Annotated in this window: 19 protein-coding genes; 9 read left to right on the forward strand and 10 right to left on the reverse strand. The window is 71.9% G+C overall.

The genetic code is table 11. The features are described 5' to 3' along the window. Positions 1–78: 78 nt before the first annotated feature. The 3 genes from GQQ92_RS12485 to GQQ92_RS12495 all read left to right on the forward strand — a co-directional run bounded on the left by GQQ92_RS12485 (position 79) and on the right by GQQ92_RS12495 (position 1,505). Positions 79–537, forward strand: coding sequence for an Lrp/AsnC family transcriptional regulator (locus tag GQQ92_RS12485; RefSeq protein WP_156999631.1), 459 nt, complete (start codon positions 79–81; stop codon positions 535–537). 64 nt (positions 538–601) lie between these two features. After that, positions 602–1,291 carry an ArsR/SmtB family transcription factor gene (locus GQQ92_RS16605; RefSeq protein ID WP_197738242.1) on the forward strand — a complete coding sequence of 230 codons (690 nt, stop codon included), beginning with the start codon at positions 602–604 and terminating at the stop codon, positions 1,289–1,291. Between the two features lies 1 nt (position 1,292). Next, on the forward strand, positions 1,293–1,505 hold the full coding sequence (locus GQQ92_RS12495) for a hypothetical protein (protein WP_156999632.1): 213 nt from the start codon (positions 1,293–1,295) through the stop codon (positions 1,503–1,505). Positions 1,506–1,632: 127 nt separating this feature from the next. On the opposite strand, the gene GQQ92_RS12500 is transcribed toward GQQ92_RS12495, so the two are convergent. The 3 genes from GQQ92_RS12500 to GQQ92_RS12510 form a co-directional block, all read right to left on the reverse strand. After that, positions 1,633–2,529, reverse strand: a complete 897-nt coding sequence (locus tag GQQ92_RS12500) for an SGNH/GDSL hydrolase family protein (protein ID WP_156999633.1) — start codon at positions 2,527–2,529, stop codon at positions 1,633–1,635. 114 nt (positions 2,530–2,643) lie between these two features. Continuing rightward, positions 2,644–4,926 carry a polyribonucleotide nucleotidyltransferase gene (locus GQQ92_RS12505; protein WP_156999634.1) on the reverse strand — a complete coding sequence of 761 codons (2,283 nt, stop codon included), beginning with the start codon at positions 4,924–4,926 and terminating at the stop codon, positions 2,644–2,646. Between the two features lie 273 nt (positions 4,927–5,199). Further along, the gene (locus GQQ92_RS12510; RefSeq protein ID WP_156999635.1) at positions 5,200–7,254 is read right to left on the reverse strand and encodes a glycosyltransferase; all 2,055 of its coding nucleotides are present in this window, start codon (positions 7,252–7,254) and stop codon (positions 5,200–5,202) included. Between the two features lie 124 nt (positions 7,255–7,378). Here GQQ92_RS12510 and GQQ92_RS12515 point away from each other — a divergent pair, with 124 nt between their 5' ends. Genes GQQ92_RS12515 through GQQ92_RS12530 form a run of 4 tightly spaced genes read left to right on the forward strand, consistent with a single transcriptional unit; the run spans position 7,379 to position 10,980 of the window. Next, positions 7,379–8,062, forward strand: a complete 684-nt coding sequence (locus tag GQQ92_RS12515; protein ID WP_197738243.1) for a TetR/AcrR family transcriptional regulator — start codon at positions 7,379–7,381, stop codon at positions 8,060–8,062. A 41-nt stretch (positions 8,063–8,103) separates the two neighbouring features. Beyond that, positions 8,104–9,039: an ABC transporter ATP-binding protein gene (locus tag GQQ92_RS12520; RefSeq protein ID WP_156999636.1), complete on the forward strand. Its 936-nt coding sequence runs from the start codon at positions 8,104–8,106 to the stop codon at positions 9,037–9,039. Then, a complete protein-coding gene (locus tag GQQ92_RS12525) occupies positions 9,036–10,694 on the forward strand; it encodes an ABC transporter permease (protein ID WP_156999637.1) in 1,659 nt (552 codons plus the stop codon). Before GQQ92_RS12520 ends, GQQ92_RS12525 begins: the two co-directional genes overlap by 4 nt. 55 nt (positions 10,695–10,749) lie before the next feature. Further along, the gene (locus GQQ92_RS12530) at positions 10,750–10,980 is read left to right on the forward strand and encodes a DUF5302 domain-containing protein (protein WP_156999638.1); all 231 of its coding nucleotides are present in this window, start codon (positions 10,750–10,752) and stop codon (positions 10,978–10,980) included. Between the two features lie 42 nt (positions 10,981–11,022). Here GQQ92_RS12530 and GQQ92_RS12535 read toward each other — a convergent pair whose 3' ends face one another. The 3 genes from GQQ92_RS12535 to GQQ92_RS12545 form a co-directional block, all read right to left on the reverse strand. Then, complete coding sequence (locus GQQ92_RS12535; RefSeq protein WP_156999639.1) at positions 11,023–11,667, reverse strand: CE1759 family FMN reductase; 645 nt, start codon at positions 11,665–11,667, stop codon at positions 11,023–11,025. Between the two features lie 24 nt (positions 11,668–11,691). Further along, a complete protein-coding gene (locus GQQ92_RS12540; RefSeq protein ID WP_156999640.1) occupies positions 11,692–12,924 on the reverse strand; it encodes an LLM class flavin-dependent oxidoreductase in 1,233 nt (410 codons plus the stop codon). 165 nt (positions 12,925–13,089) lie between these two features. Further along, positions 13,090–14,706 carry a M28 family metallopeptidase gene (locus GQQ92_RS12545; RefSeq protein WP_232057674.1) on the reverse strand — a complete coding sequence of 539 codons (1,617 nt, stop codon included), beginning with the start codon at positions 14,704–14,706 and terminating at the stop codon, positions 13,090–13,092. 176 nt (positions 14,707–14,882) lie between these two features. Here GQQ92_RS12545 and GQQ92_RS12550 point away from each other — a divergent pair, with 176 nt between their 5' ends. After that, positions 14,883–15,269: a thioredoxin family protein gene (locus tag GQQ92_RS12550; protein ID WP_156999641.1), complete on the forward strand. Its 387-nt coding sequence runs from the start codon at positions 14,883–14,885 to the stop codon at positions 15,267–15,269. A gap of 3 nt (positions 15,270–15,272) precedes the next feature. Here GQQ92_RS12550 and GQQ92_RS12555 read toward each other — a convergent pair whose 3' ends face one another. The 3 genes from GQQ92_RS12555 to GQQ92_RS12565 form a co-directional block, all read right to left on the reverse strand. Then, positions 15,273–15,884: a hypothetical protein gene (locus GQQ92_RS12555; protein ID WP_156999642.1), complete on the reverse strand. Its 612-nt coding sequence runs from the start codon at positions 15,882–15,884 to the stop codon at positions 15,273–15,275. Positions 15,885–15,946: 62 nt separating this feature from the next. Then, entirely contained in the window at positions 15,947–16,849 is a 903-nt protein-coding gene (locus tag GQQ92_RS12560; RefSeq protein WP_156999643.1) for an LLM class flavin-dependent oxidoreductase, read from the reverse strand. A gap of 9 nt (positions 16,850–16,858) precedes the next feature. Beyond that, on the reverse strand, positions 16,859–17,893 hold the full coding sequence (locus GQQ92_RS12565; protein ID WP_156999644.1) for an EamA family transporter: 1,035 nt from the start codon (positions 17,891–17,893) through the stop codon (positions 16,859–16,861). 94 nt (positions 17,894–17,987) lie between these two features. Here GQQ92_RS12565 and GQQ92_RS12570 point away from each other — a divergent pair, with 94 nt between their 5' ends. Beyond that, entirely contained in the window at positions 17,988–18,536 is a 549-nt protein-coding gene (locus tag GQQ92_RS12570; RefSeq protein WP_156999645.1) for a CGNR zinc finger domain-containing protein, read from the forward strand. Positions 18,537–18,567: 31 nt separating this feature from the next. Here the strand turns inward: GQQ92_RS12570 and GQQ92_RS12575 are convergent, their stop codons facing one another. Next, complete coding sequence (locus GQQ92_RS12575) at positions 18,568–19,293, reverse strand: HNH endonuclease family protein (protein ID WP_156999646.1); 726 nt, start codon at positions 19,291–19,293, stop codon at positions 18,568–18,570. Positions 19,294–19,326: the final 33 nt, after the last annotated feature.

Below are 19,326 nucleotides of genomic sequence, written 5' to 3' on the forward strand. Positions count from 1 at the left end.
ACTGCGCTCAAGCATCTCGGAACCGGTTGAGCATGTTGCTCAATCACGACCCCCGTTGCGGTGCTAACGTGTGGCGGTATGACCGCCTACGACAGCGTGGACCGCGCCCTCCTCCTCGCCCTCGGCTCCGACCCGCGCGCGACCGTCGTCGCCCTCGCCGACGGGCTCGGCCTGTCGCGCAACACGGTGCAGGCGCGCATGGCCCGGCTCGAGGCATCCGGCGCCTTCCTCTCCTTCGAGCGCAGCATCGACCCGGCCCCGCTCGGGTTCCCGCTGGAGGCGTTCATCTCGGTGCACGTGCGGCAGCGGGAGCTCGGCGAGGTCGTCGAGGCGCTTCGCGGGATCCCCGAGGTCATCCAGGCGCACGGGCTCTCGGGCTCCGTCGACCTGCTCGTGCGCGTGGTCTGCCGCGACGCGCACGACCTGTTCCGCATCGACGGCGAGATCCTCGCCGTCGACGGGGTCGAGCGCACCGAGACCTCGCTCGCGATGGGCGAGCTCATCCCCTTCAGACTGGGGCCGCTGCTCGAACGCTGAGGCGAGGCCGACGTCCTGCAAAGAAACACTTGCAAAGCAATCTTTGCAGCGATACCTTTGCATCATGTCAGCGAACGAACCCCGCGATCTCTCGACGGAGCCGAGCAGCACCCGGCACCCGGGCATCGACCACGTCCTGCCGTCGGCGAGCCTGAAGTCGCTCGCGCACCCGCTGCGCGTGCGCATCTACGATGAGCTCTCGGCCTACGGGCCGCTCACGGCGAGCGGACTCGGTGAACGCCTCGGCGAATCGAGCGGGGCGACGAGCTACCACCTGCGACAGCTCGAGCGCGCCGGCCTGGTTCGCGAGGACACCGCGCGCGGCAAGGGCCGCGAACGCTGGTGGGAGCGCACGCCGGGCTCGATCGCGATCCCCGACGCCCGGTCGCTCCCGCCCGGCAGCGCCGACCGGCTCGCGGTCAAGCTCGTCGAGGACGAGTGGTTCCGCGCACGCGAGCAGAACTTCCGCGACTACCTCGCCGAGGGCGAGCACATGTTCGGCGACGACTGGCTCGACACGGCCACGAGCGACACCATCAACCTCCGCCTCACGGCCGAGCAGCTCGCCGAACTCGTGGCCGACATCGACGGCGTGCTCAAGAAGCACATCGACGCGCACAAGCGAACGCCGTCGCCCGGCTCCTGGCCGGTGCAGATCCACGTCAACGCCTTCCCGCTCGTGCGCGGCGAAGCCACCCCGGATGCCGCGCCCCCGTCGCGTCCTCAGACCGAATCGCCCACGAAGGAGCCGTGAGATGAGCACCGCCACCCTCTCCCCCGCATCCGGCGTCCTCGCCGCCATCGCCGTGAACGGCGGACTCAAGGTCGCCGAATGGGGCCTGCGCCGCGCGGCGCGGCGCAGCGACCCCGACCGCGTCCGGCGCCGCATCGAGGCCCGCAAGCTCGCCGAGGCCGCACTGGCCGAACGCGACGCGATGATCCGCAGCAGCGTCGCGCAGCTCTTCTGACCGGCGGCGACGGCGGCACCCCGCCCCGCACACGACGGATGCCCCGCCACACGACGGATGCCCCGCCCGAGCCGCGATGGCGTCGAACGGGGCATCCGCCCGGGGGCCGATCTCCGGCCGGGGGCTCTCAGCGCGAGAGCACCCGGTCGTTCGCGAGCGCACGCGCGTAGCCGAAGGCGTTGCCCAGTGCGTTCGGGTGGAAGTTCGCCGGCGCCAGCACGTTGCCGGGGTCGAACGAGATGTACGGCAGCTTGGCACCGATGCCGTGGCCCGAGAACTCCTGCGTCACGTCGACGAGCGAGACCCTCGGGTTCCCGGTGGCCGCGACGGCGCCGGCGATCACGGCGTTCAATCCGTCGCTCGCGGTGTTGACGAGGTCGCCGAGCGGCGCGACGCCCGGGTTGAACAGGCGCGGGTAGTTCAGCACCACGACCTTCGCGTTCGGCAGCGTCGCCGCGATCGTCGAGTAGAGCCCCACGAGCTGCGGACCGAGCGCGGCGAGCTTCGCGGCGCTCGCGGCGAGCGCGGTCTTGCACGGCTCCGCGTTCGGGTCGGGATTGAGCCCGCAGGCGGCGAGCACGTCGTTCGAGCCCGCGTCGATGCCGCCGACCGTGAGCGTGACGAGCTTGGTCTGGGCGCTCACCCCCGTGAGCTGCGCCATCGCGTCGGCGACCGTCGCCCCCGAGCACGCGCGGTTCTCGGTGAGCCGGTACAGGCTGAACACGGCGGCCACCGTCGGGTAGCTCGTGTATCGGCTCTGCTTGCAGTCGTTCGACCGGTACGGCGGCGCACCCTGCCCGGCGGTGAACGAGTCGCCGAGCGCGACGTAGGCGCGGGCGGCGGGCGGGCTCCAGCCGGTCGCGGCGGAGGACGTCGCGCCCGGGGCGGTCGCGGCCGGGGCGGTCGCGGCCGGGAGGGCCGCTGCCGGGGCGGCGGCGAAGCCCGCGACCAGCGCGGTCGAGATGAGCACGAGGGCGCCGAGGCGAGACGGAATCCCTCTCTTGACATGAGGATTCTTCATCATGGCGCGCACGCTACGCCCGGTACGGAGCCGCGGCCAGCCCCCCTTCGCGTGCCAGACGACGGATGCCCCGCCCGAACGAATTCGGGCGGGGCATCCGCGGTGCGACGGGGTGACTTACGCGTCGGCGCCCTCTGCGGGCTCCTCCGAGTGCGTGCCGGCGGTCTCTCGACCCTCGGTGTCGGCCTCGTCGGCGATGACCGGGGCGAGCGAGAGCTTGCCGCGGTCGTCGATCTTCGTGATCTCGACGAGGATCTTCTGGCCGACGCCGAGCACGTCTTCGACGTTCTCGACGCGCTTGCCGCCGGCGAGCTTGCGCACCTCGCTGATGTGCAGCAGGCCGTCCTTGCCGGGGAGCAGCGAGACGAACGCGCCGAACGCCGCGATCTTGACGACGGTTCCGAGGAACTGCTCGCCGACCTCGGGGTTGGTGGGGTTCGCGATCGCGTTGACCTGGGCGCGCGCGGCCTCGGCCGACGGGCCGTCGACGGCGCCGATGTAGACGGTGCCGTCCTCCTCGATGGAGATGTCGGCGCCGGTCTCGTCCTGGATCGCGTTGATCGTCTTGCCCTTCGGGCCGATCAGCTCGCCGATCTTGTCGACGGGGATCTGCACCGAGATCACGCGGGGCGCGGTCGGGGCCATCTCGTCGGGCGCGTCGATGGCGGCGTTCAGCACGGAGAGGATCGTCGTGCGAGCCTCCTTGGCCTGCGTCAGCGCGCCGGCGAGCACCGAGGCGGGGATGCCGTCGAGCTTCGTGTCGAGCTGGATCGCCGTGACGAACTCGGAGGTGCCGGCGACCTTGAAGTCCATGTCGCCGAGCGCGTCTTCGGCACCGAGGATGTCGGTGAGGGCCGCGTAGCGGGTCTCACCGTCGATGGTGTCGGAGATGAGGCCCATCGCGATGCCCGCGACGGGAGCGCGCAGCGGCACGCCCGCGTTCAGCAGCGACAGGGTCGATGCGCAGACCGAGCCCATCGAGGTCGAGCCGTTGGAGCCGAGCGCCTCGGAGACCTGACGGATCGCGTAGGGGAACTCCTCGCGCGTGGGCAGCACCGGCACGAGGGCGCGCTCGGCGAGTGCGCCGTGCCCGATCTCGCGACGCTTCGGCGACCCGACGCGGCCGGTCTCACCGGTCGAGTAGGGCGGGAAGTTGTAGTTGTGCATGTAGCGCTTCTTCGTCACCGGCGAGAGCGAGTCGATCGACTGCTCGAGCTTCAGCATGTTCAGCGTGGTGATGCCCAGGATCTGGGTCTCGCCGCGCTGGAAGATGGCCGAGCCGTGCACGCGGGGCACGACCTGCACCTCGGCGTCGAGCGGACGGATGTCGGCGAGGCCGCGGCCGTCGATGCGGACGCCCTCTTCGAGCACGCGCGTGCGCATGACCTTCTTGGTGACCGACTTGTAGGCCGCGGAGACCTCGCCGTTGGCCGACTCGGGCAGCTCGCCCGCCTCGACCTTGGCGGCGACGTGCTCCTTGACGCGCGCCTTGAGCGCGTCGTCGGCGTCCTGACGCTCGACCTTGCCGGCGATCTTGTAGACGTCCTTGAGCTCCTCGCTCGCGAACGCCTCGACGGCGGCCTTGACCTCGGCCTGGTAGGGCGGGAAGGTCGGGTAGTCGGCGGTGGGCTTCGCGGCGGTCTTCGCGACCTGCTGCTGCGCCTCGACGAGCTGCTTGATGAAGGGCTTCGACGCCTCGATGCCCTGCGCGATGACCTCTTCGTTCGGCTTGACGGCGCCGGCCTGGATGAGGTTCCACGCGTTGTCGGTCGCCTCGGCCTCGATCATCATGATCGCGACGTCGTGCGAGCCGTCGGCCTCGGTGATGACGCGGCCCGCGACGACCATGCTGAAGACGGCGTCTTCGAGCTGGCTGTGCTTGGGGAACGCGACCCACTGGCCGTCGATGAGCGCGACGCGGACGCCGGCGACGGGGCCCGAGAACGGCAGGCCCGAGAGCTGCGTCGAGAGCGACGCGGCGTTGATGGCGAGCACGTCGTAGAGCTCGTCGGGCTCGATGGCGAGCACCGTGACGACGACCTGGACCTCGTTGCGGAGACCCTCGACGAACGAGGGGCGCAGGGGGCGGTCGATGAGACGGCAGGTGAGGATCGCCTCGGTCGAGGGGCGGCCCTCGCGACGGAAGAACGAGCCCGGGATGCGACCCGCGGCGTACATGCGCTCTTCGACGTCGATGGTCAGCGGGAAGAAGTCGAAGTGATCCTTCGGCTGCTTCGAGACGGACGTCGCCGAGAGCAGCATGGTCTCTTCGTCGATGTAGGCGACGGCCGAGCCCTGCGCCTGCTGCGCGAGGCGGCCGGTCTCGAAGCGGATGGTGCGGGTGCCGAACTTGCCGTTGTCGATGACGGTTTCGGCGAACGTGATTTCAGGACCTTCCAAGAGGTCTCTCTCCTTTGTTTTTCGTCGCACCCCGTGTGGGCACGACTCGTACGTCAGGAGCAGGAACAGGCAATACGAATCGCATCAGGACGATGCGTTCACGCTGGCCACCAGTAGAAGCCCACCATTCGAGACGTGTCTTGCGCGTTCGATTGGTGATCCACCACAGGGGACCAGCTTCCTGCCGGCCTGCTCCGTCAGCCGCCGTATGGCACCGCGCACCTGCGCAGCCACCACGGGCGACTGCATCCAGCCTAGCAGAGGGGGTGTTTTTCACCTGTGAACAGCGGATGTCGCGGCGGTGAGCACCGGCAGCAGCTCGGGTCGCTTGGCCACGCGACCGTCGCCGGCGGTGCGTCCGCGCAGGCGGCGGGCGACCCACGGCAGCGCGTGCTGCGAGATCCACGCGGCGTCGCCGAGGTGCCGGTCGGCGTCGGGGTCGACGTCGTGGGCCGCGAGCTCGAGGGCGCCGAGCGCCGCGGCATCCGGAACCCCGAGCCGGTGCGCGGCCTCGTAGGCGAGGGCGCGGTGCCCGGCCGAGTTCAGGTGCACGCGGTCCTCGGCCCACATGCCCCTGACGGTGAGCGCGGGCAGCGCGGCGACGTCGAGCACGAGCGCGCCGGTGTCGTGGCCGATGCCGACGATGCGGTCGGCGAAGGCGGCGAACCGCGACTCGTACAGCCTCGAGGCGGGCCGTTGCGGCATGAACGGGGTCACGAGGAGCACATCGGCCCCGGTCCCGCGCGCGCCCGCGACCGCGTCGGCGAGCCGATCGGCGAGCCGATGCACGTCGGGGCGAGGGCCGACGAGGTCGTTCGCGCCGATCAGCACGCTCACGAGGTCGGCGCCGAGCGCGAGCGCGGCCGGCAGCTGCACGTCGACGACGTCGGCGACCTTGCGGCTGCGGACCGCGAGGTTGGCGTAGCCGACGCGGTCTCCCGCCGGGCTCGCGAGGGCGAGCAGCATCGCGAGCCGGTCGGCCCATCCGCGGTACTCCCCCGCGGCCATCCTCGACGTGTCGCAGAGCCCCTCGCTGAGCGAGTCGCCGACGGCGGCGTAGCGCAGCCATCGGGGTGGGGCGGATGCCGCGGCCGCCGTCCGCCCGGCACCCGGCGCCGCGGCGGGCGCGGGCGCCGCCCCGCGGTCGCGCACCTCGGCGGCTCGAGGCGGGTCCGCGGCGACGCCCGTGCCGCGCCCGACGGCCTCGGCCGCGCGCGTGTAGTGCCCGAGCAGCTCGTCGCCCAGCACATCCCATCCGCGTCCGAGCACGCGCTGCCTGGCGCGCTCGGCGAACGCGCGCCGCTTCGCGTCGTCGCCCACGAGGTCGCGAACCCGGTCGCGCAGCGCGTGCAGGTCGCCCGGGCGGTACAGCCAACCGTCGACGCTGCTCTCGACGAGGTCGAGGGGGCCGCCGCGGCCGGTCGCGACGACGGGCACGCCGCTCGCGTGCGCCTCCTGCACGGTCTGGCAGAACGTCTCGCTCTCGCCGGGGTGCACGAACACGTCGAACCCGGCCATGGCCTCGGCGAGCGCGTCGCCGCCGAGGAATCCGGTGAACACGGCGTCCGGCAGCATCCGCTCGAGCAGGGCGCGCGAGGGTCCGTCGCCGACGATGACGAGCCGCGTGCGCGGCAGGTCGGCGATGGCGCGCAGGTCCTCGACCTGCTTCTCGGGGGCGAGCCGCCCGACGTACCCGACGACGACGTCGCCGTCCTCCGCGCGGGCCGTGCGCCGGCGCCATTCGTCGCTGCGACGCCCGGGAGCGAACCGTTCGGTGTCGACGCCGCGACGCCACACGGCGATGCGGTCGGGGTCGACGTCGAGCGCGGCGAGACGGTCGACGGCCGAGGTCGACGGCGCGAGGGTGAGGGCGGCCCGGCGGTGCAGGCGGCCGAGGTGGCGTGCGAGCGCGGGCGCCGCGCCGGCGACGCCGTAGCGCTCGGCGTAGGCGGGGATGTCGGTCTGGTACACGGCGACACTCGGCAGGCCGAGCGACTCGGCGGCGGCGAGTCCGTGCCAACCGAGCACGAACGGCGAGGCGAGGTGCACGACGTCGGCCTCGTGCTCGCGGAGGAGCCCCGCGAGCCGGTGCGCCCCCGCGAGGGTCACGCGCACGTCGGGGTAGGTGGGCAGCGGAACGGAGGGCAGCAGCACGGTGCGGGCCCCGTGCAGGGCCGAGGCGAAGTCGGGCTCGGCGAACCCGGTGCGCGGGGCGATGACGAGCGCGTCGTGGCCGCGGCGCTCGAGGTGGCGGAGCACCTGGAGCAGGGAATGGGTCACGCCGTTCATGTGCGGGAGGAACGATTCTGCGAGGAGTGCGACCTTCACGAGACCAGCGTGGCCCCTGATCGGACGCGGATCCGCCGCGGCGGGGCGGGATCGCCGAACGTTCACCTGCTCGTCGCGGGCCGTTGGGTGCTGTGGACAAGGGTTGTGGACGGCGGCTATACACGTGAGTAGTATCCGATACATGCGTATTGCGGATGCCTCGACCGGCGGAGCCCCGAGCGAGTTCACGACCCGTGCGCGCCTGCGCGACGCCGCCATCCAGTGCTTCGCCGCCGAGGGATTCGGTGCATCCGTCCGCACCATCGCCGCCCGTGCCGGAGTGAGCGCGGGTCTCATCCGCCACCACTTCGGCTCGAAGGACGCGCTGCGGGCCGAGTGCGACGCGGCGGTGCTCGAACGCCACCGCTCGCTCAAGACCGAGGGGCTCGTGGCCCCGGCGAACGCGATGGCCCAGCTCGCCGAGTCCGACGAGCACGGGGCGACGCTCGTCTACATCCTCCGCAGCGTGCAGGACGGCAGCGCTGCGGGCACCGCGTTCATCGAGCGGCTCATCGACGACGCGGTCGTCTACTCCGAGGAGGCCGTCGCCGCCGGCATCCTGCGCCCGAGCGCCGACCCGGTGGGGCGCGCGCGCCTGCTCGTGACCAACTCCGTCGGCGGGCTCATCGTGCTGCTCTCGATGCACCCCGAGATCTCGCTCACCGACTTCAAGACCGTGCTCGCGAAGACGTTCGAGCAGATCGCGCTCCCGTCGCTCGAGCTCTACACCTACGGCGTCTTCGCCGACAGCTCGTATCTCGATCAGTACCTGCTCTACATCGGCGACCCGCCGGGCTCCCGCGTGTGACGCGACCCGATTCGAGAACCGATCATCTGCAAGGAGCAACCATGTCAGCATCAACCCCGGCGATCGAGGTCGCCGGCCTCGTGAAGCGCTTCGGCGCCGTCACCGCCCTCGACGGGCTCGACCTGCGCGTCGAGCAGGGCCAGGTCATGGGCTTCCTCGGGCCCAACGGCTCGGGCAAGTCGACCACGATCCGCATCCTCCTCGGAATCGCCCGGGCGGATGCCGGGTCCGCACGACTCCTCGGCGGCGATCCGTGGCGCGAGGCGGTCGAACTGCACCGCCGCATCGCTTACGTCCCCGGCGACGTGAACCTCTGGCCGAACCTCACCGGCGGCCAGGCCATCGACATCCTCTCGCGGCTGCGCGGCGGCATCGACCGCACGAGGCGGGACGCCCTCGTCGAGCGCTTCGACCTCGACCCCACGAAGAAGGCGCGCACCTACTCGAAGGGCAACCGGCAGAAGATCGCGCTCGTCGCCGCGCTCGCCTCCGATGCCGAGCTGCTCATCCTCGACGAGCCGACGTCGGGCCTCGACCCGCTCATGGAGGGGGTGTTCACCGACACGGTGCGCGAACTCGCGCGCGAGGGCCGCAGTGTGCTGCTCTCGAGCCACATCTTCGCCGAGGTCGAGAAGCTCTGCGACCAGGTGACGATCATCCGCGCGGGGCGCACCGTCGAGTCGGGGTCGCTCGCAGACCTCCGCCACCTGCACCGCACCTCCGTGTCGGTCGTGCTGCCCGGCGGCATCGGGTCGTTCGCCGAGCGCACCGACCTGCACGACCTCTCGGCCGACGGCGAGCACGTGAGCTTCACCGTCGAGGACGCCGACCTCGGCGCCGTGCTCGTCGACCTCGCCGCACGGGCGCCGCGGTCGCTCGTGTCGACGCCGCCGTCGCTCGAGGACCTGTTCCTGCGCCACTACGGCATCGACCTGCCGGCCGCCGGCGCCGACGCTGCGGCGGTGAACGCGTCATGACCGCGCTCGCGCCCGCACGCCCGAGCGCCGCGACGCCGGGCCGCACCGCGCCGGTCGCGACCTTCGCGGGGTTCCCCGACCTCACCGCCTTCATCGTGCGCCGCAACTGGCTGCGGCTGACCCTCTGGGTCGTGATCCTCGTCGGCATGGTCGCGATGGTCTTCGAGTCGCAGCGGGTCGCCTTCCCGACGCAGGAGTCGCGCGACGCGTACGCCGCCATCGCGAACACCCCGGCGGTCGCCGCGCTCACCGGTCTGCCCTACGGGGCGGGCACGCTCGGCGGCATCCTGAATATCAAGATCTGGATGACGCTCGCGGTCTCGATCGGGTTCGCCTCGATCTTCCTGCTGACGCGCAACGGCCGCGCAGAGGAGGAGGCCGGGCGCACCGAGCTGATCCGCGCCGGCGCCGTCGGGCACCACGCCTACAGCCTCGCGAACCAGCTCGTCGTGGGCGGCCTCAGCGTCGTCGTCGGGCTGCTGATCGGGCTGACGTGCATCGGCCTCGGGCTGCCCGCCGAGGGATCGCTCGCGATGGGCGCCTCGATCGCGGGGGTCGGCATCGCGTTCCTCGGCATCGCCGCCGTCGCCGGCCAGCTCACCTCCACGAGCCGCGCCGCGAACTCCCTCGCGTCGATCGTGCTCGGCGTCTCCTATCTCGTGCGGGCGATCGCCGACGTGCGCGCCGAGGGCGAGACGCCCGACGCGCTGAGCTGGGCATCGCCGATCGGGTGGGCGCAGAACATGCGATCGTTCGGCGAGAACACCTGGTGGCCGCTGCTCCTGCTCGTCGGCGTCGGCGTCGGCGGATGCCTCGTGGCCGCGGCCGTCGAGTCCCGTCGCGACGTCGGGGCCGGCGTGCTGCCCGACCGCGCGGGGCCTCCGCGGGCGAGCCGGCGGCTCACCACGACGCTCGGCCTGGCCGTGCGCCTGCAGCGCGGCCCGATGATCGGCTGGCTCCTCGGGGGCATGGTCGGCGGCGCGTTCTACGGCGGCGTCGCGAACGCGATGGCCGACCTGCTCGCGTCCGGAAATCCGATGGGCGAGGTCTTCGCCGGCGGAGCCGACACGATGCTCGACGGCCTGCTCGGCCTCTTCCTCATGGTCTCGGCGATGGTGGCGGCGGGCTACACCGTGCAGGCCGCGACCGCGGTGCGCCTCGAAGAGGCGTCCGGCCGACTGGAGCCGCAGGTCGCCGGTGCCGTCTCCCGCACGCGGTGGGCGTCGGTGCACTACCTGCTCGGGGCTGTCTGGGGCGTCGTGATCCTCGCGGCATCCGGTCTCGTCTTCGGCGTCGCCTTCGCGTTCACCGCGTCGGATCCGGCGCAGGTCTGGCGCATCTTCGCCGCGTCGCTCGCCTACGTGCCGACGCTGTTCGTGCTCGCGGGCGTCGCCGTGTTCCTGACCGGCTGGCTGCCACGGGCGACGGTGCTGGTGTCGTGGATCGTGTTCGGCGCGAGTGCCGTGATCGCGATCTTCGGCCCGCTGTTCTCGCTCTCAGAGGAGGCGATCGCCGCGACCCCGTTCGCGGCCACGCCGAGGGTGCCCGGCGTGGAGTTCGAGGCGCTCCCGCTCGTGGTCCTCTCGCTCGTCGCGCTCGCCCTCTGGGCGCTGGGGCTCGCCCGGTTCCGGGCGCGCGACCTGACGCTCGCCTGACCCGCGCGGCCCGGGCACCCGGTGACGGGTGTCCGGCCGCGCCTAGACTGGGCGCATGACTTCCGACGACGACCAGACGACCGCGGGCGCGAACGACGCGGGCGGCGCGAGCGGCGAGGCGAAGGCCGGCCCCTCCGACGACGTCAAGCGCAAGTTCCGCGAAGCGCTCGAGCGCAAGAACAAGCAGCAGCACCGGGGCGAGGCGCACCTCGACGGTCGCGGCGCGGTCGACCACGCCCAGGGCAACGCCGCGACGAAGCAGGAGTTCCGCCGCAAGAGCGGCTGAGCCAGGCCGTGCCCCGAAGACGCCGCCGATGCGGCGCCGTGCTCACTCCCCCGCGAGGCCGCCGATGAGGTGCCCGCTCGGGCCCTCGAGCGCGAACGGGTCGCGCACGAGGCTCGACCGGTCGGTGCGCTCGACGAGGTCGGCGAAGTCCTTCGCGCCGCGGTAGATGCGGTCGGGCAGGGAGCGCACGCCGTCGCCCTCGCCCGCGGCCCCGGTGCCGCCCCAGTCGCTCGTGGCGGCGTAGACGCCCGTGGTCACCGGCTGCGCGTGCAGGTAGGTGAACAGCGGCCGGATTGCGTAGTCGATCGCGAGCGAGTGCCGCGGGGTGCCGCCGGTCGCGCCGATCAGCACGGGCAGGTCGGTGAGCGCCTGGGTGTCGACCACGTCGATGAACGACTTGAACAGGCCCGCATAGCTCGTGGTGAAGATCGGCGTGACGGCGATGAGCCCGTCGGCCGCGGCCACCGCGTCGAGCGCGGCCTCGAGCTTGGGCGGCGCGAAGCCGAGCAGCAGGTTGTTCGTGATGTCGTGGGCGAGGTCGCGCAGCTCGAAGGTCTGCACCTCGGCCTCGACGCCGCGGCCGGCGAGGATGCTCACGGCGTCGGCCGCGAGCCGGTCGGCGAGCTGGCGCGTCGAGCTCGGGGTCGACAGGCCCGACGAGACGACGACGATGCGCTTGGCGGTCATGGTGTGCTCCTTCTCGGGTCGGGGTCAGCGGGTCGCGGCGGGGCCGAAGGCCGAGCCGGTCTTGACGGGGGCGGATCCCGCGGGCGCGGCGGCCGGGGTGGCCTTCGCGTCCTGGTAGGGCGAGGGTCCGGCGAGGTTGTCGCCGCGGTTCGCCTTCGGGGTCGCCTGGCGCGGGGCCTCGTCGCCGTACGTCGCGGCGACGAGCGAGGCGTGGGTCGGGGCATCCGGAACCTCGGCGGGGCGGTTCTCGGCGAACTCGCGGCGCAGCACCGGAACGACCTCTTCACCCAGCAGGTCGAGCTGCTCGAGCACGGTCTTCAGCGGCAGGCCGGCGTGGTCGATGAGCCACAGCTGGCGCTGGTAGTCGCCGACGTAGTCGCGGAAGCCGAGCGTCTTGTCGATGACCTCCTGCGGGCTGCCGACGGTGAGCGGGGTCTGCTGCGTGAAGTCCTCGAGGCTCGGGCCGTGGCCGTAGACGGGGGCGTTGTCGAAGTACGGACGGAAGTCGCGCACCGCGTCCTGCGAGTTCTTGCGCATGAACACCTGGCCGCCGAGCCCGACGATCGCCTGCGCGGCGGTGCCGTGCCCGTGGTGCTCGAAGCGCTGGCGGTACAGCGCGATCATGCGCTGGGTGTGGGATGCCGGCCAGAAGATGTGGTTGGCGAAGAAGCCGTCGCCGTACGAGGCGGCCTGCTCGGCGACCTCGGGGGTGCGGATCGAGCCGTGCCAGACGAACGGCGGCACGCCGTCGAGCGGGCGAGGCGTCGAGGTGAAGCCCTGCAGCGGCGTGCGGAACCGGCCCTGCCAGTCGACGACGTCTTCGCGCCAGAGGCGGTGCAGCAGCTCGTAGTTCTCCATGGCGAGGGGCAGGCCCTGCCGGATGTCCTTGCCGAACCACGGGTAGACGGGACCGGTGTTGCCGCGGCCGAGCATGAGGTCGACCCGGCCGCCCGACACGTGCTGGAGCATCGCGAAGTCCTCGGCGATCTTGACCGGGTCGTTCGTGGTGATGAGCGTGGTCGCGGTGGTCAGCTGCAGCGTCGAGGTCTGCCCGGCGATGTAGGCGAGCGTCGTGGTGGGCGAGCTCGACCAGAACGGCGGGTTGTGGTGCTCGCCCAGGGCGAAGACGTCGAGGCCGACCTCCTCGGCGTGCTTGGCGATCGTCAGCGTGGCCTGGATGCGCTCGGCCTCGGTCGGGGTGCGCCCGGTCGTCGGGTCCTCGGTGATGTCGCTGACGGTGAAGATTCCGAATTGCATGGCGCCCCTCCTGGGTGTCTCCTGCTCTGCTGCAATCATATGCGTTTGCATATATCCGGTCCAACGGATGCCGGGTGCATCGTATTCCCGGCCGCATTCGCGCCCCGCGCACGAACGAGCGGGAGCACCCGGAGGCACTCCCGCTCGCTCGTCGAACCGCTGGACTCAGGAGCCCTCGAGCGGCCCGTGGTCGTGGCCGTGGTCGGGGGCGAGGCCACCGCCCCCGGCGCTCCAGGACATCTCGGGCCCCGCGGGCGTCGGCAGCGTCAGGCCGCCCGGCACCCGCTTGCCCGCGACGCCGTTGACCGATTCGGTCGAGTACGAGTACGCGAGCACGGCCAGCGCGATCGCGTCGATGTTCACCTCGAGCGCCTCGGTGCTGACGTTCCCGATCGTGTCGCAGGCCTGGTGGTAGCACTGGTCGAAGGACTCGCCCGCGACGCCGCCCCAGACGGCAGCCTGCTCCTCGCTCTTCACCACTTCGGCGCCCGTGAACAGGCCGCCCGCCGGGATCCCGTTGAGGATGAACGCCTGGTAGTCGCTCCGACCGCTGAACTCCGCATCGTCGTACGGGACGCCCATCTGGGTGAAGTAGCTCTCGAAGAGGTCCTCGATCTGCACGGAACCATCGGGAACCACGACCGGAGCCGCGAACCCGGACTCATCGCCGTCGTAGACCATGAAGATGTGGTTCGGCGAGGCGACCATGTCGAAGTTGAGGTAGAGCGCGATGCGATCCTTCTCCTCCTGGCTCAGCCCGGCGACGTACGCGGTCGATCCGACGAGGCCCGCCTCCTCGGCGCCCCACCATGCGAGTCGCACCGTGTTCTGCGGCTTGACCTTGGCCATCTGCTGGGCGAGCTCGAGCAACGAGGCCGAGCCGCTGCCGTTGTCGTTGATGCCGGGTCCGGCCTGCACCGAATCCAGGTGCGCCCCGGCCATCACGACGTTGTCGTCGTTCACCCCGGGAAGCTCGGCGATGACGTTGCGTTGCGGCCGCGACTCGGGAGCCGGCACGAACACGCGCGCGACCGAGCCCGCCTCGGCGAGCTGCACGCCCTGCTGGTAGCTCGCACCCACGACGGGGATCCCGACGATGTCGGAGCCGCCGAGCGTGCCCACGATGAGGCCCTGTCGGTCGTCGCCCTCGGTGTTGCCCTGGTTGAAGAGGATCACGCCCGACGCCCCGGCCGCCTCCGCGTTCAGCGCCTTCGTTCCGAAGGGGCAGGTTCCGCGTTGGATGAGCGCGAGGTCGCCGGCCGGGAAGCCGGCGAAGTCCTCCGCCTCGCAGCCGCTCGTGCTCGCGTTGCCGAGCCCGAGCGCCAGGTCGACCGGAGTCACGGATGCGGTCACGTCGCCCGGGCCGCTTCCGGTGAACGGCCCCGTCTCGTAGTCGCCGTAGGGTGCGGAGATCTGGGTCAGCGTCGACGGCCCCACGTAGGTGAACGGGAATTCGTCGAACGACACCTCCCAGCCCGCGGCCTCGAGCGTCTCGGCCACGTAGTCGACGCTCGCCTCGTACCCGGCGGTTCCGGCCGCGCGATTGCCGTCGTTGGCATCGCCGATCGACTGGAGCGCCTCGAGGTGCTCCATCGCACCGTCGGCGTCGACGCAGGTGAGCAGTTTCGAGACGGTGTTGTTGTTGCGCTTGTCGCACGCGTTGCCGGATGCCGCGACCGCGGCTCCCGTCGGCGCGACGAGGACCGCGAACGCCACCGCAGCGGCGGACGTGAGCGCGAGGGTTCGGACGGATCTGGATCGTGGTGCTGTCGTGCGCATCATCTTCCTTCCTCACGGACGTCACCCGTTGACGCCCGTTTGGGGGGCAAGCATATGAGGACGACCGCTTCCGCGGAAGCGTCCTGCCGAGGATCGGGTCGCCGACGCAGGATTCCTGCGCGGGGCGCGGGCGGACGGCGATCAGCCGACTCCCACGCAGGAGAACGTAGGCTCGATGCATGGCTACCGTCGCACTGACCCTGGAGACCTTCGAGAAGACGATCCTCGAGGGCGGCACCGTCTTCGTCGATTTCTGGGCCGGATGGTGCGGCCCGTGCATGCAGTTCGCGCCCAACTACGAGGCCGCGTCCGAGGCCAACCCCGACCTCGTCTTCGCGAAGGTCGACACCGAAGACCAGCAGCAGCTCGCCGCGGCGATGAACATCACGTCGATCCCGACGATCATGGCCTTCAAGGACGGCATCGGCGTCTTCGCGCAGGCCGGCGCGCTCCCCCGCCCGGTCTTCGACGACCTCGTCTCGCAGGTGCGCGACCTCGACATGGACCAGGTGCGCGCCCAGATCGCCGCCGAGCAGTCCGACCAGGGCGCGCCCGTCGAGTCCTGAGGCTCAGCGCTCCGCGAGCACTCGCTCGAGACCGCTCGTGTCGAGGTCGACGCCGAACGGGCGCGACTCCCCCGTGATGAGCGCCGGCACCCGCACGAACACGCCCTCGGTGCGGAGCGCGTCGAGTCGGTCGCGCCAGGGTTCGCCGGCGGCATCCGGGAGGAATCCCGCATGACGCGGGCGGTCGCCGCCGACGAGCTGCACGCCCACCCGGTACCGGCGCGAGAGCCACCGGCTCGCCCGCGGCACGAGCACCGCATGCTGCTCGGCGCCGCCGTGGATGCGGGCGAGGTCGATCGCCGCCTGATGCCGCCGCACGTCGGCCACCGGAACCACGGTGCGCACCTCGCGTTCGCGCCGCGGCGCGTCGAGCAGCTCGAGCCCGTCGAGGCTCGACAGATCGCCCCACCGATCGGGGTTCGCGACGCCCCGGCGGTCGCGCACGAGCGGCACGACGAGCCAGACGAGCGTCGCCGCGAGCGCCGCCGAATACGGCCAGAACAGCCACGGCGACGAGCTCGGCCGCACGAGCCCGGTGAACATCAGCAGCGCGATGAGCACGAGATACGGCGCCGGCTCCCACGCCAGGAGGGGCTTCGAGCGGGGTGCGGGCATGCCTGTCAGGCTATCGCGACCGCTGCGACCGCCGAAAACGCCGGTCGGGGCATCCGCTCGGTTCAGCGCAGCGACGGCAGGCGCGACGCGACCTCGTCGAGCACGGCGCGATCGCCCGCGTAGATGCCGTGCTCGCGCGGCCAGTGGGCGACGACGTCGGTGAAGCCGAGGGTGGCGGCGCGCCCGACGGCGTCCTCGAAGGCGTCGACGCTCGCGAGCGCGTAGCGCGCCGACGAGTCGAGCAGCAGCGTGCGCGGCACGGTCGCGGCGTCGCGCCCCGCGCTCGCGCAGGCGTCCTCGAACCGACGCGACAGCACGCCCGCGTAGGCCCACCACTGCTCGGTATCGTCGACGGAGCCCGCGGTGGTCACCCATCCGTCGCCGAGGCGCACCGCGAGCGCCATGGCCTTCGGCCCGTCGGCGGCGACGTGCAGCGGCATGCGGGGCGCCTGCGCGGGGGCGCCGACCATGCGGGCGTTCACGGCCCGATACCAGTCGCCCTCGTACGAGATGCCGGGAGCATCGGATGCCGCAGCCGCGGGATCCTCGAAGCGCAGCAGCCCGTCGAGCGCCTCCGTGAACTCCGCGAACCGCTCGAAGCGCTCGAGCGGCGTGAGGAGCGGCTCGCCGAGGACGGTCGCGTCCCAGCCCGTGCCGCCTGAGCCGATGCCGAGCAGGAGGCGGCCGCCCGCGATCTGGTCGACGCTCGCGATGTCCTTCGCGAACGGCACCGGATGCCGGTAGTTGGGCGACGCGACGAACGTGCCGAGCTGGATGCGCTCGGTCACCATGGCGGCCGCCGTCAGCGTCGGCACGGTCGCGTGCCAGCGTTCGCCCGCGAGGTCGCGCCACGAGAGGTGGTCGTACGTCCAGGCGTGATCGAAGCCGTACTCCTCGGCGCCGCGCCAGAGCTCGGCGGCGGCCGGCCAGTCGGCCTGGGGCAGGATGCAGATTCCGAAGCGCATGCCGGAAGCCTAGATGCCCTGGCGTTCGACGGAGCCGGTCACCGCCGGGAACTGGTGCGGCGGATCGGCCTCCACCGGGATGTCGAGCGGCATCGGCTCGGCGCCGAGCGGGAGGTCGGGCTCCGCCGCGACGAGACCCGGCGCCGGCCGCTCGAACCGCACGAGCACGATGCCGCCGAGGATCAGCGCCCCGCCGAGGAACTGGATCGGGCCGATCGCCTCCCCGAGCAGGATCCAGGCGACGACGGCCGCGAAGACGACCTCGGACAGCCCGAGGAAGGACGCGAGCCTCGTGCCGAGGATCTGGATCGCCATGATGCCGGACACGTACGCGAACGCGGTCGACAGGACGCCGACCGTGATCACGGGCGCCCACCAGGGGGCCGACGTGCCGAAGAACGCGACCTCGCCGAAGTGCGCCTCGAAGGGCACGACGCCGATGACGAGCGAGAGCCCGAGCACGAGGCATCCGATGAACAGGCCGACCGCCGCGAGCGCGATCGGCGGGATGCCGGCGTCGCTGCGTTCGCCGATGACGTAGTACACCGCGACGCCGACCATGGCGACGGCGGCGAAGGCGATGCCGAGCGGGTCGATCGCGCCGCCCGCCGGCCCGATGACGAGGACGAGGCCGGTGATCGCGACGACCGAGCCCGCGAGGACGACGACCTGCGGCATGTGCCGCGTGCGCATCCAGGCGAACGCGACGAGCGCGACCGGGGCCAGGTACTCGATGAGCAGCGCCGTGCTCACGGGGATGCGCGCGATCGACATGTAGAACGCGAGCTGCACGCCGGCGACCGCGACGACCGAGTACACGAGCACGGTCCACTTCGCGCGCCAGAGCGGGCGCAGGTCGAACCGCAGCGCGATCAGCCCGGGCACGAGGAGCACGATCGCCCCGACGAGCACCCGGAAGAACACGGCCGCGCCTGGCGACCAGCCGGACTCGAGCAGGGGCTTCACGATCGCGCCGCCCGCGCCGAAGGCGAGGCCCGAGGCCAGGCCGATCATGATCCCGAGGATGCCGCGTGAAGCACGCATTCCGACACCGTTCCATCCGCTCGCGAGTCGACCCCCGTCATGGTCGAAACTCGTTATGCTCGTGACAGTACTCGTGAAGATCGTCAGGAGTCAAATGTTTTTCACCCATGACACCGAGGCGGCGCTCGCCTTCGCCGCGGCCCTCACCGACACCGCGCCCGCGGCATCCGATTCCGGAGACGACGAACTCCGCACCGTCGCCGGCCTCAGCGACCTGCTGAGCCGATGGGGGTTCTCCGGCCGACACGACCGAGACGCCCGCGAACTCGCCGAGGTGCGTGAGGCCCGCGACGTGCTCCGCGGGCTCTGGCTCCTCGAACGCGACGCCGCCGCCGACGCCGTCAACGACCTGCTCGCCGAGGCGCAGGCGCTCCCCCGGCTCGTGCGCCACGACGACCTCGACTGGCACATCCACGCCGTCGCCCTGGACGAGCCGCTCGCCACCCGCATCCTCGTCGAGGCCGCGATGGCCTTCGTCGACGTCATCCGCTCCGACCAGATGGAACGCCTCCGCATCTGCGACGCCGACGACTGCGAGAGCCTCTACGTCGACCTCTCGAAGAACGGTTCGCGCCGCTTCTGCACCAGCCGATGCGGCAACCGCATGGCCGTGCGGGCCTATCGCGCCCGCGGCGAGGACTGACGCGCGGCGACGGCCTCGACGACGCGGCCGGTCAGCACCCGGCGTCGACGCGCACGATCGCGTCGAGGTCGCCGGGCGACACGGTGAGCTCGTAGGAGAGGAGCACCGCGGCGAACCGGTCGACGTAGGTGCAGGCGTACCCGGTCGCCGGCGGCATCCACTCGGCCGGGCCCGAGTCGGACTTCGCCTGATTCGCGGGGCCGTCGACCGCGAGCAGGTTCGCCGGGTCGTTCGCGAACGCGGCCCGGCGATCGTCGGTCCAGGTCGAGGCGCCGTGCTGCCACGCGTACGACAGCGGCACGACGTGGTCGATCTGCACGGCATCGGACGTGTCGGGCCCGCGCACGAACGAGATGACCGTGTTCGTGTACGGGTCGGTGAGCGTGCCCGTGCGCACGACGCAGTCCGCGCTGTCGGAGCGGAAGCGCACGTCGGCCAGATCGCGGATCAGCACGTCGTTGCGGGTGTCGCAGCCGTTGCCGTCGACGTCGAGCCAGGCCTCGCCGAACCGGTCGCGATCGTACGGCTGCGTCGCACCGCCCTCGGCCACGACGAGCCGCGCGAGGTCGGGGTCGACCGTGCCCGCGCCGTCGCCGGGCCCGCCGGCCCCGTCGCTCGCGGCCGGCGGGAGCCACGCGTCGCCGGCCTCCGAGCGCATGCCGTCGGGCCCGTACAGGTACACCCATGCCGCCACGACGACCAGGGCGATGACGAGCATGGGCGCCGTGATGCGGCGGGAACGTCGGCGACGGGGCATCCGACCATTCTCCCGCGGCCCGACGGGTCCGGC

This window comes from Agromyces terreus, assembly GCF_009749465.1.
Lineage (GTDB): Bacteria > Actinomycetota > Actinomycetes > Actinomycetales > Microbacteriaceae > Agromyces > Agromyces terreus.

Bases quoted from the DNA above. Each gene is read 5' to 3' on its own strand.
- GQQ92_RS12495 (WP_156999632.1), top strand. From the start codon at position 1,293: ATGAGCACCGCCACCCTCTCCCCCGCATCCGGCGTCCTCGCCGCCATC.
- GQQ92_RS12560 (WP_156999643.1), bottom strand. From the start codon at position 16,849: ATGCGCTTCGGAATCTGCATCCTGCCCCAGGCCGACTGGCCGGCCGCC.
- GQQ92_RS12520 (WP_156999636.1), top strand. From the start codon at position 8,104: ATGTCAGCATCAACCCCGGCGATCGAGGTCGCCGGCCTCGTGAAGCGC.
- GQQ92_RS12525 (WP_156999637.1), top strand. From the start codon at position 9,036: ATGACCGCGCTCGCGCCCGCACGCCCGAGCGCCGCGACGCCGGGCCGC.
- GQQ92_RS16605 (WP_197738242.1), top strand. From the start codon at position 602: ATGTCAGCGAACGAACCCCGCGATCTCTCGACGGAGCCGAGCAGCACC.
- GQQ92_RS12565 (WP_156999644.1), bottom strand. From the start codon at position 17,893: ATGCGTGCTTCACGCGGCATCCTCGGGATCATGATCGGCCTGGCCTCG.
- GQQ92_RS12545 (WP_232057674.1), bottom strand. From the start codon at position 14,706: ATGATGCGCACGACAGCACCACGATCCAGATCCGTCCGAACCCTCGCG.
- GQQ92_RS12530 (WP_156999638.1), top strand. From the start codon at position 10,750: ATGACTTCCGACGACGACCAGACGACCGCGGGCGCGAACGACGCGGGC.
- GQQ92_RS12570 (WP_156999645.1), top strand. From the start codon at position 17,988: ATGTTTTTCACCCATGACACCGAGGCGGCGCTCGCCTTCGCCGCGGCC.
- GQQ92_RS12550 (WP_156999641.1), top strand. From the start codon at position 14,883: ATGGCTACCGTCGCACTGACCCTGGAGACCTTCGAGAAGACGATCCTC.
- GQQ92_RS12485 (WP_156999631.1), top strand. From the start codon at position 79: ATGACCGCCTACGACAGCGTGGACCGCGCCCTCCTCCTCGCCCTCGGC.
- GQQ92_RS12575 (WP_156999646.1), bottom strand. From the start codon at position 19,293: ATGCCCCGTCGCCGACGTTCCCGCCGCATCACGGCGCCCATGCTCGTC.
- GQQ92_RS12540 (WP_156999640.1), bottom strand. From the start codon at position 12,924: ATGCAATTCGGAATCTTCACCGTCAGCGACATCACCGAGGACCCGACG.
- GQQ92_RS12555 (WP_156999642.1), bottom strand. From the start codon at position 15,884: ATGCCCGCACCCCGCTCGAAGCCCCTCCTGGCGTGGGAGCCGGCGCCG.
- GQQ92_RS12535 (WP_156999639.1), bottom strand. From the start codon at position 11,667: ATGACCGCCAAGCGCATCGTCGTCGTCTCGTCGGGCCTGTCGACCCCG.
- GQQ92_RS12500 (WP_156999633.1), bottom strand. From the start codon at position 2,529: ATGATGAAGAATCCTCATGTCAAGAGAGGGATTCCGTCTCGCCTCGGC.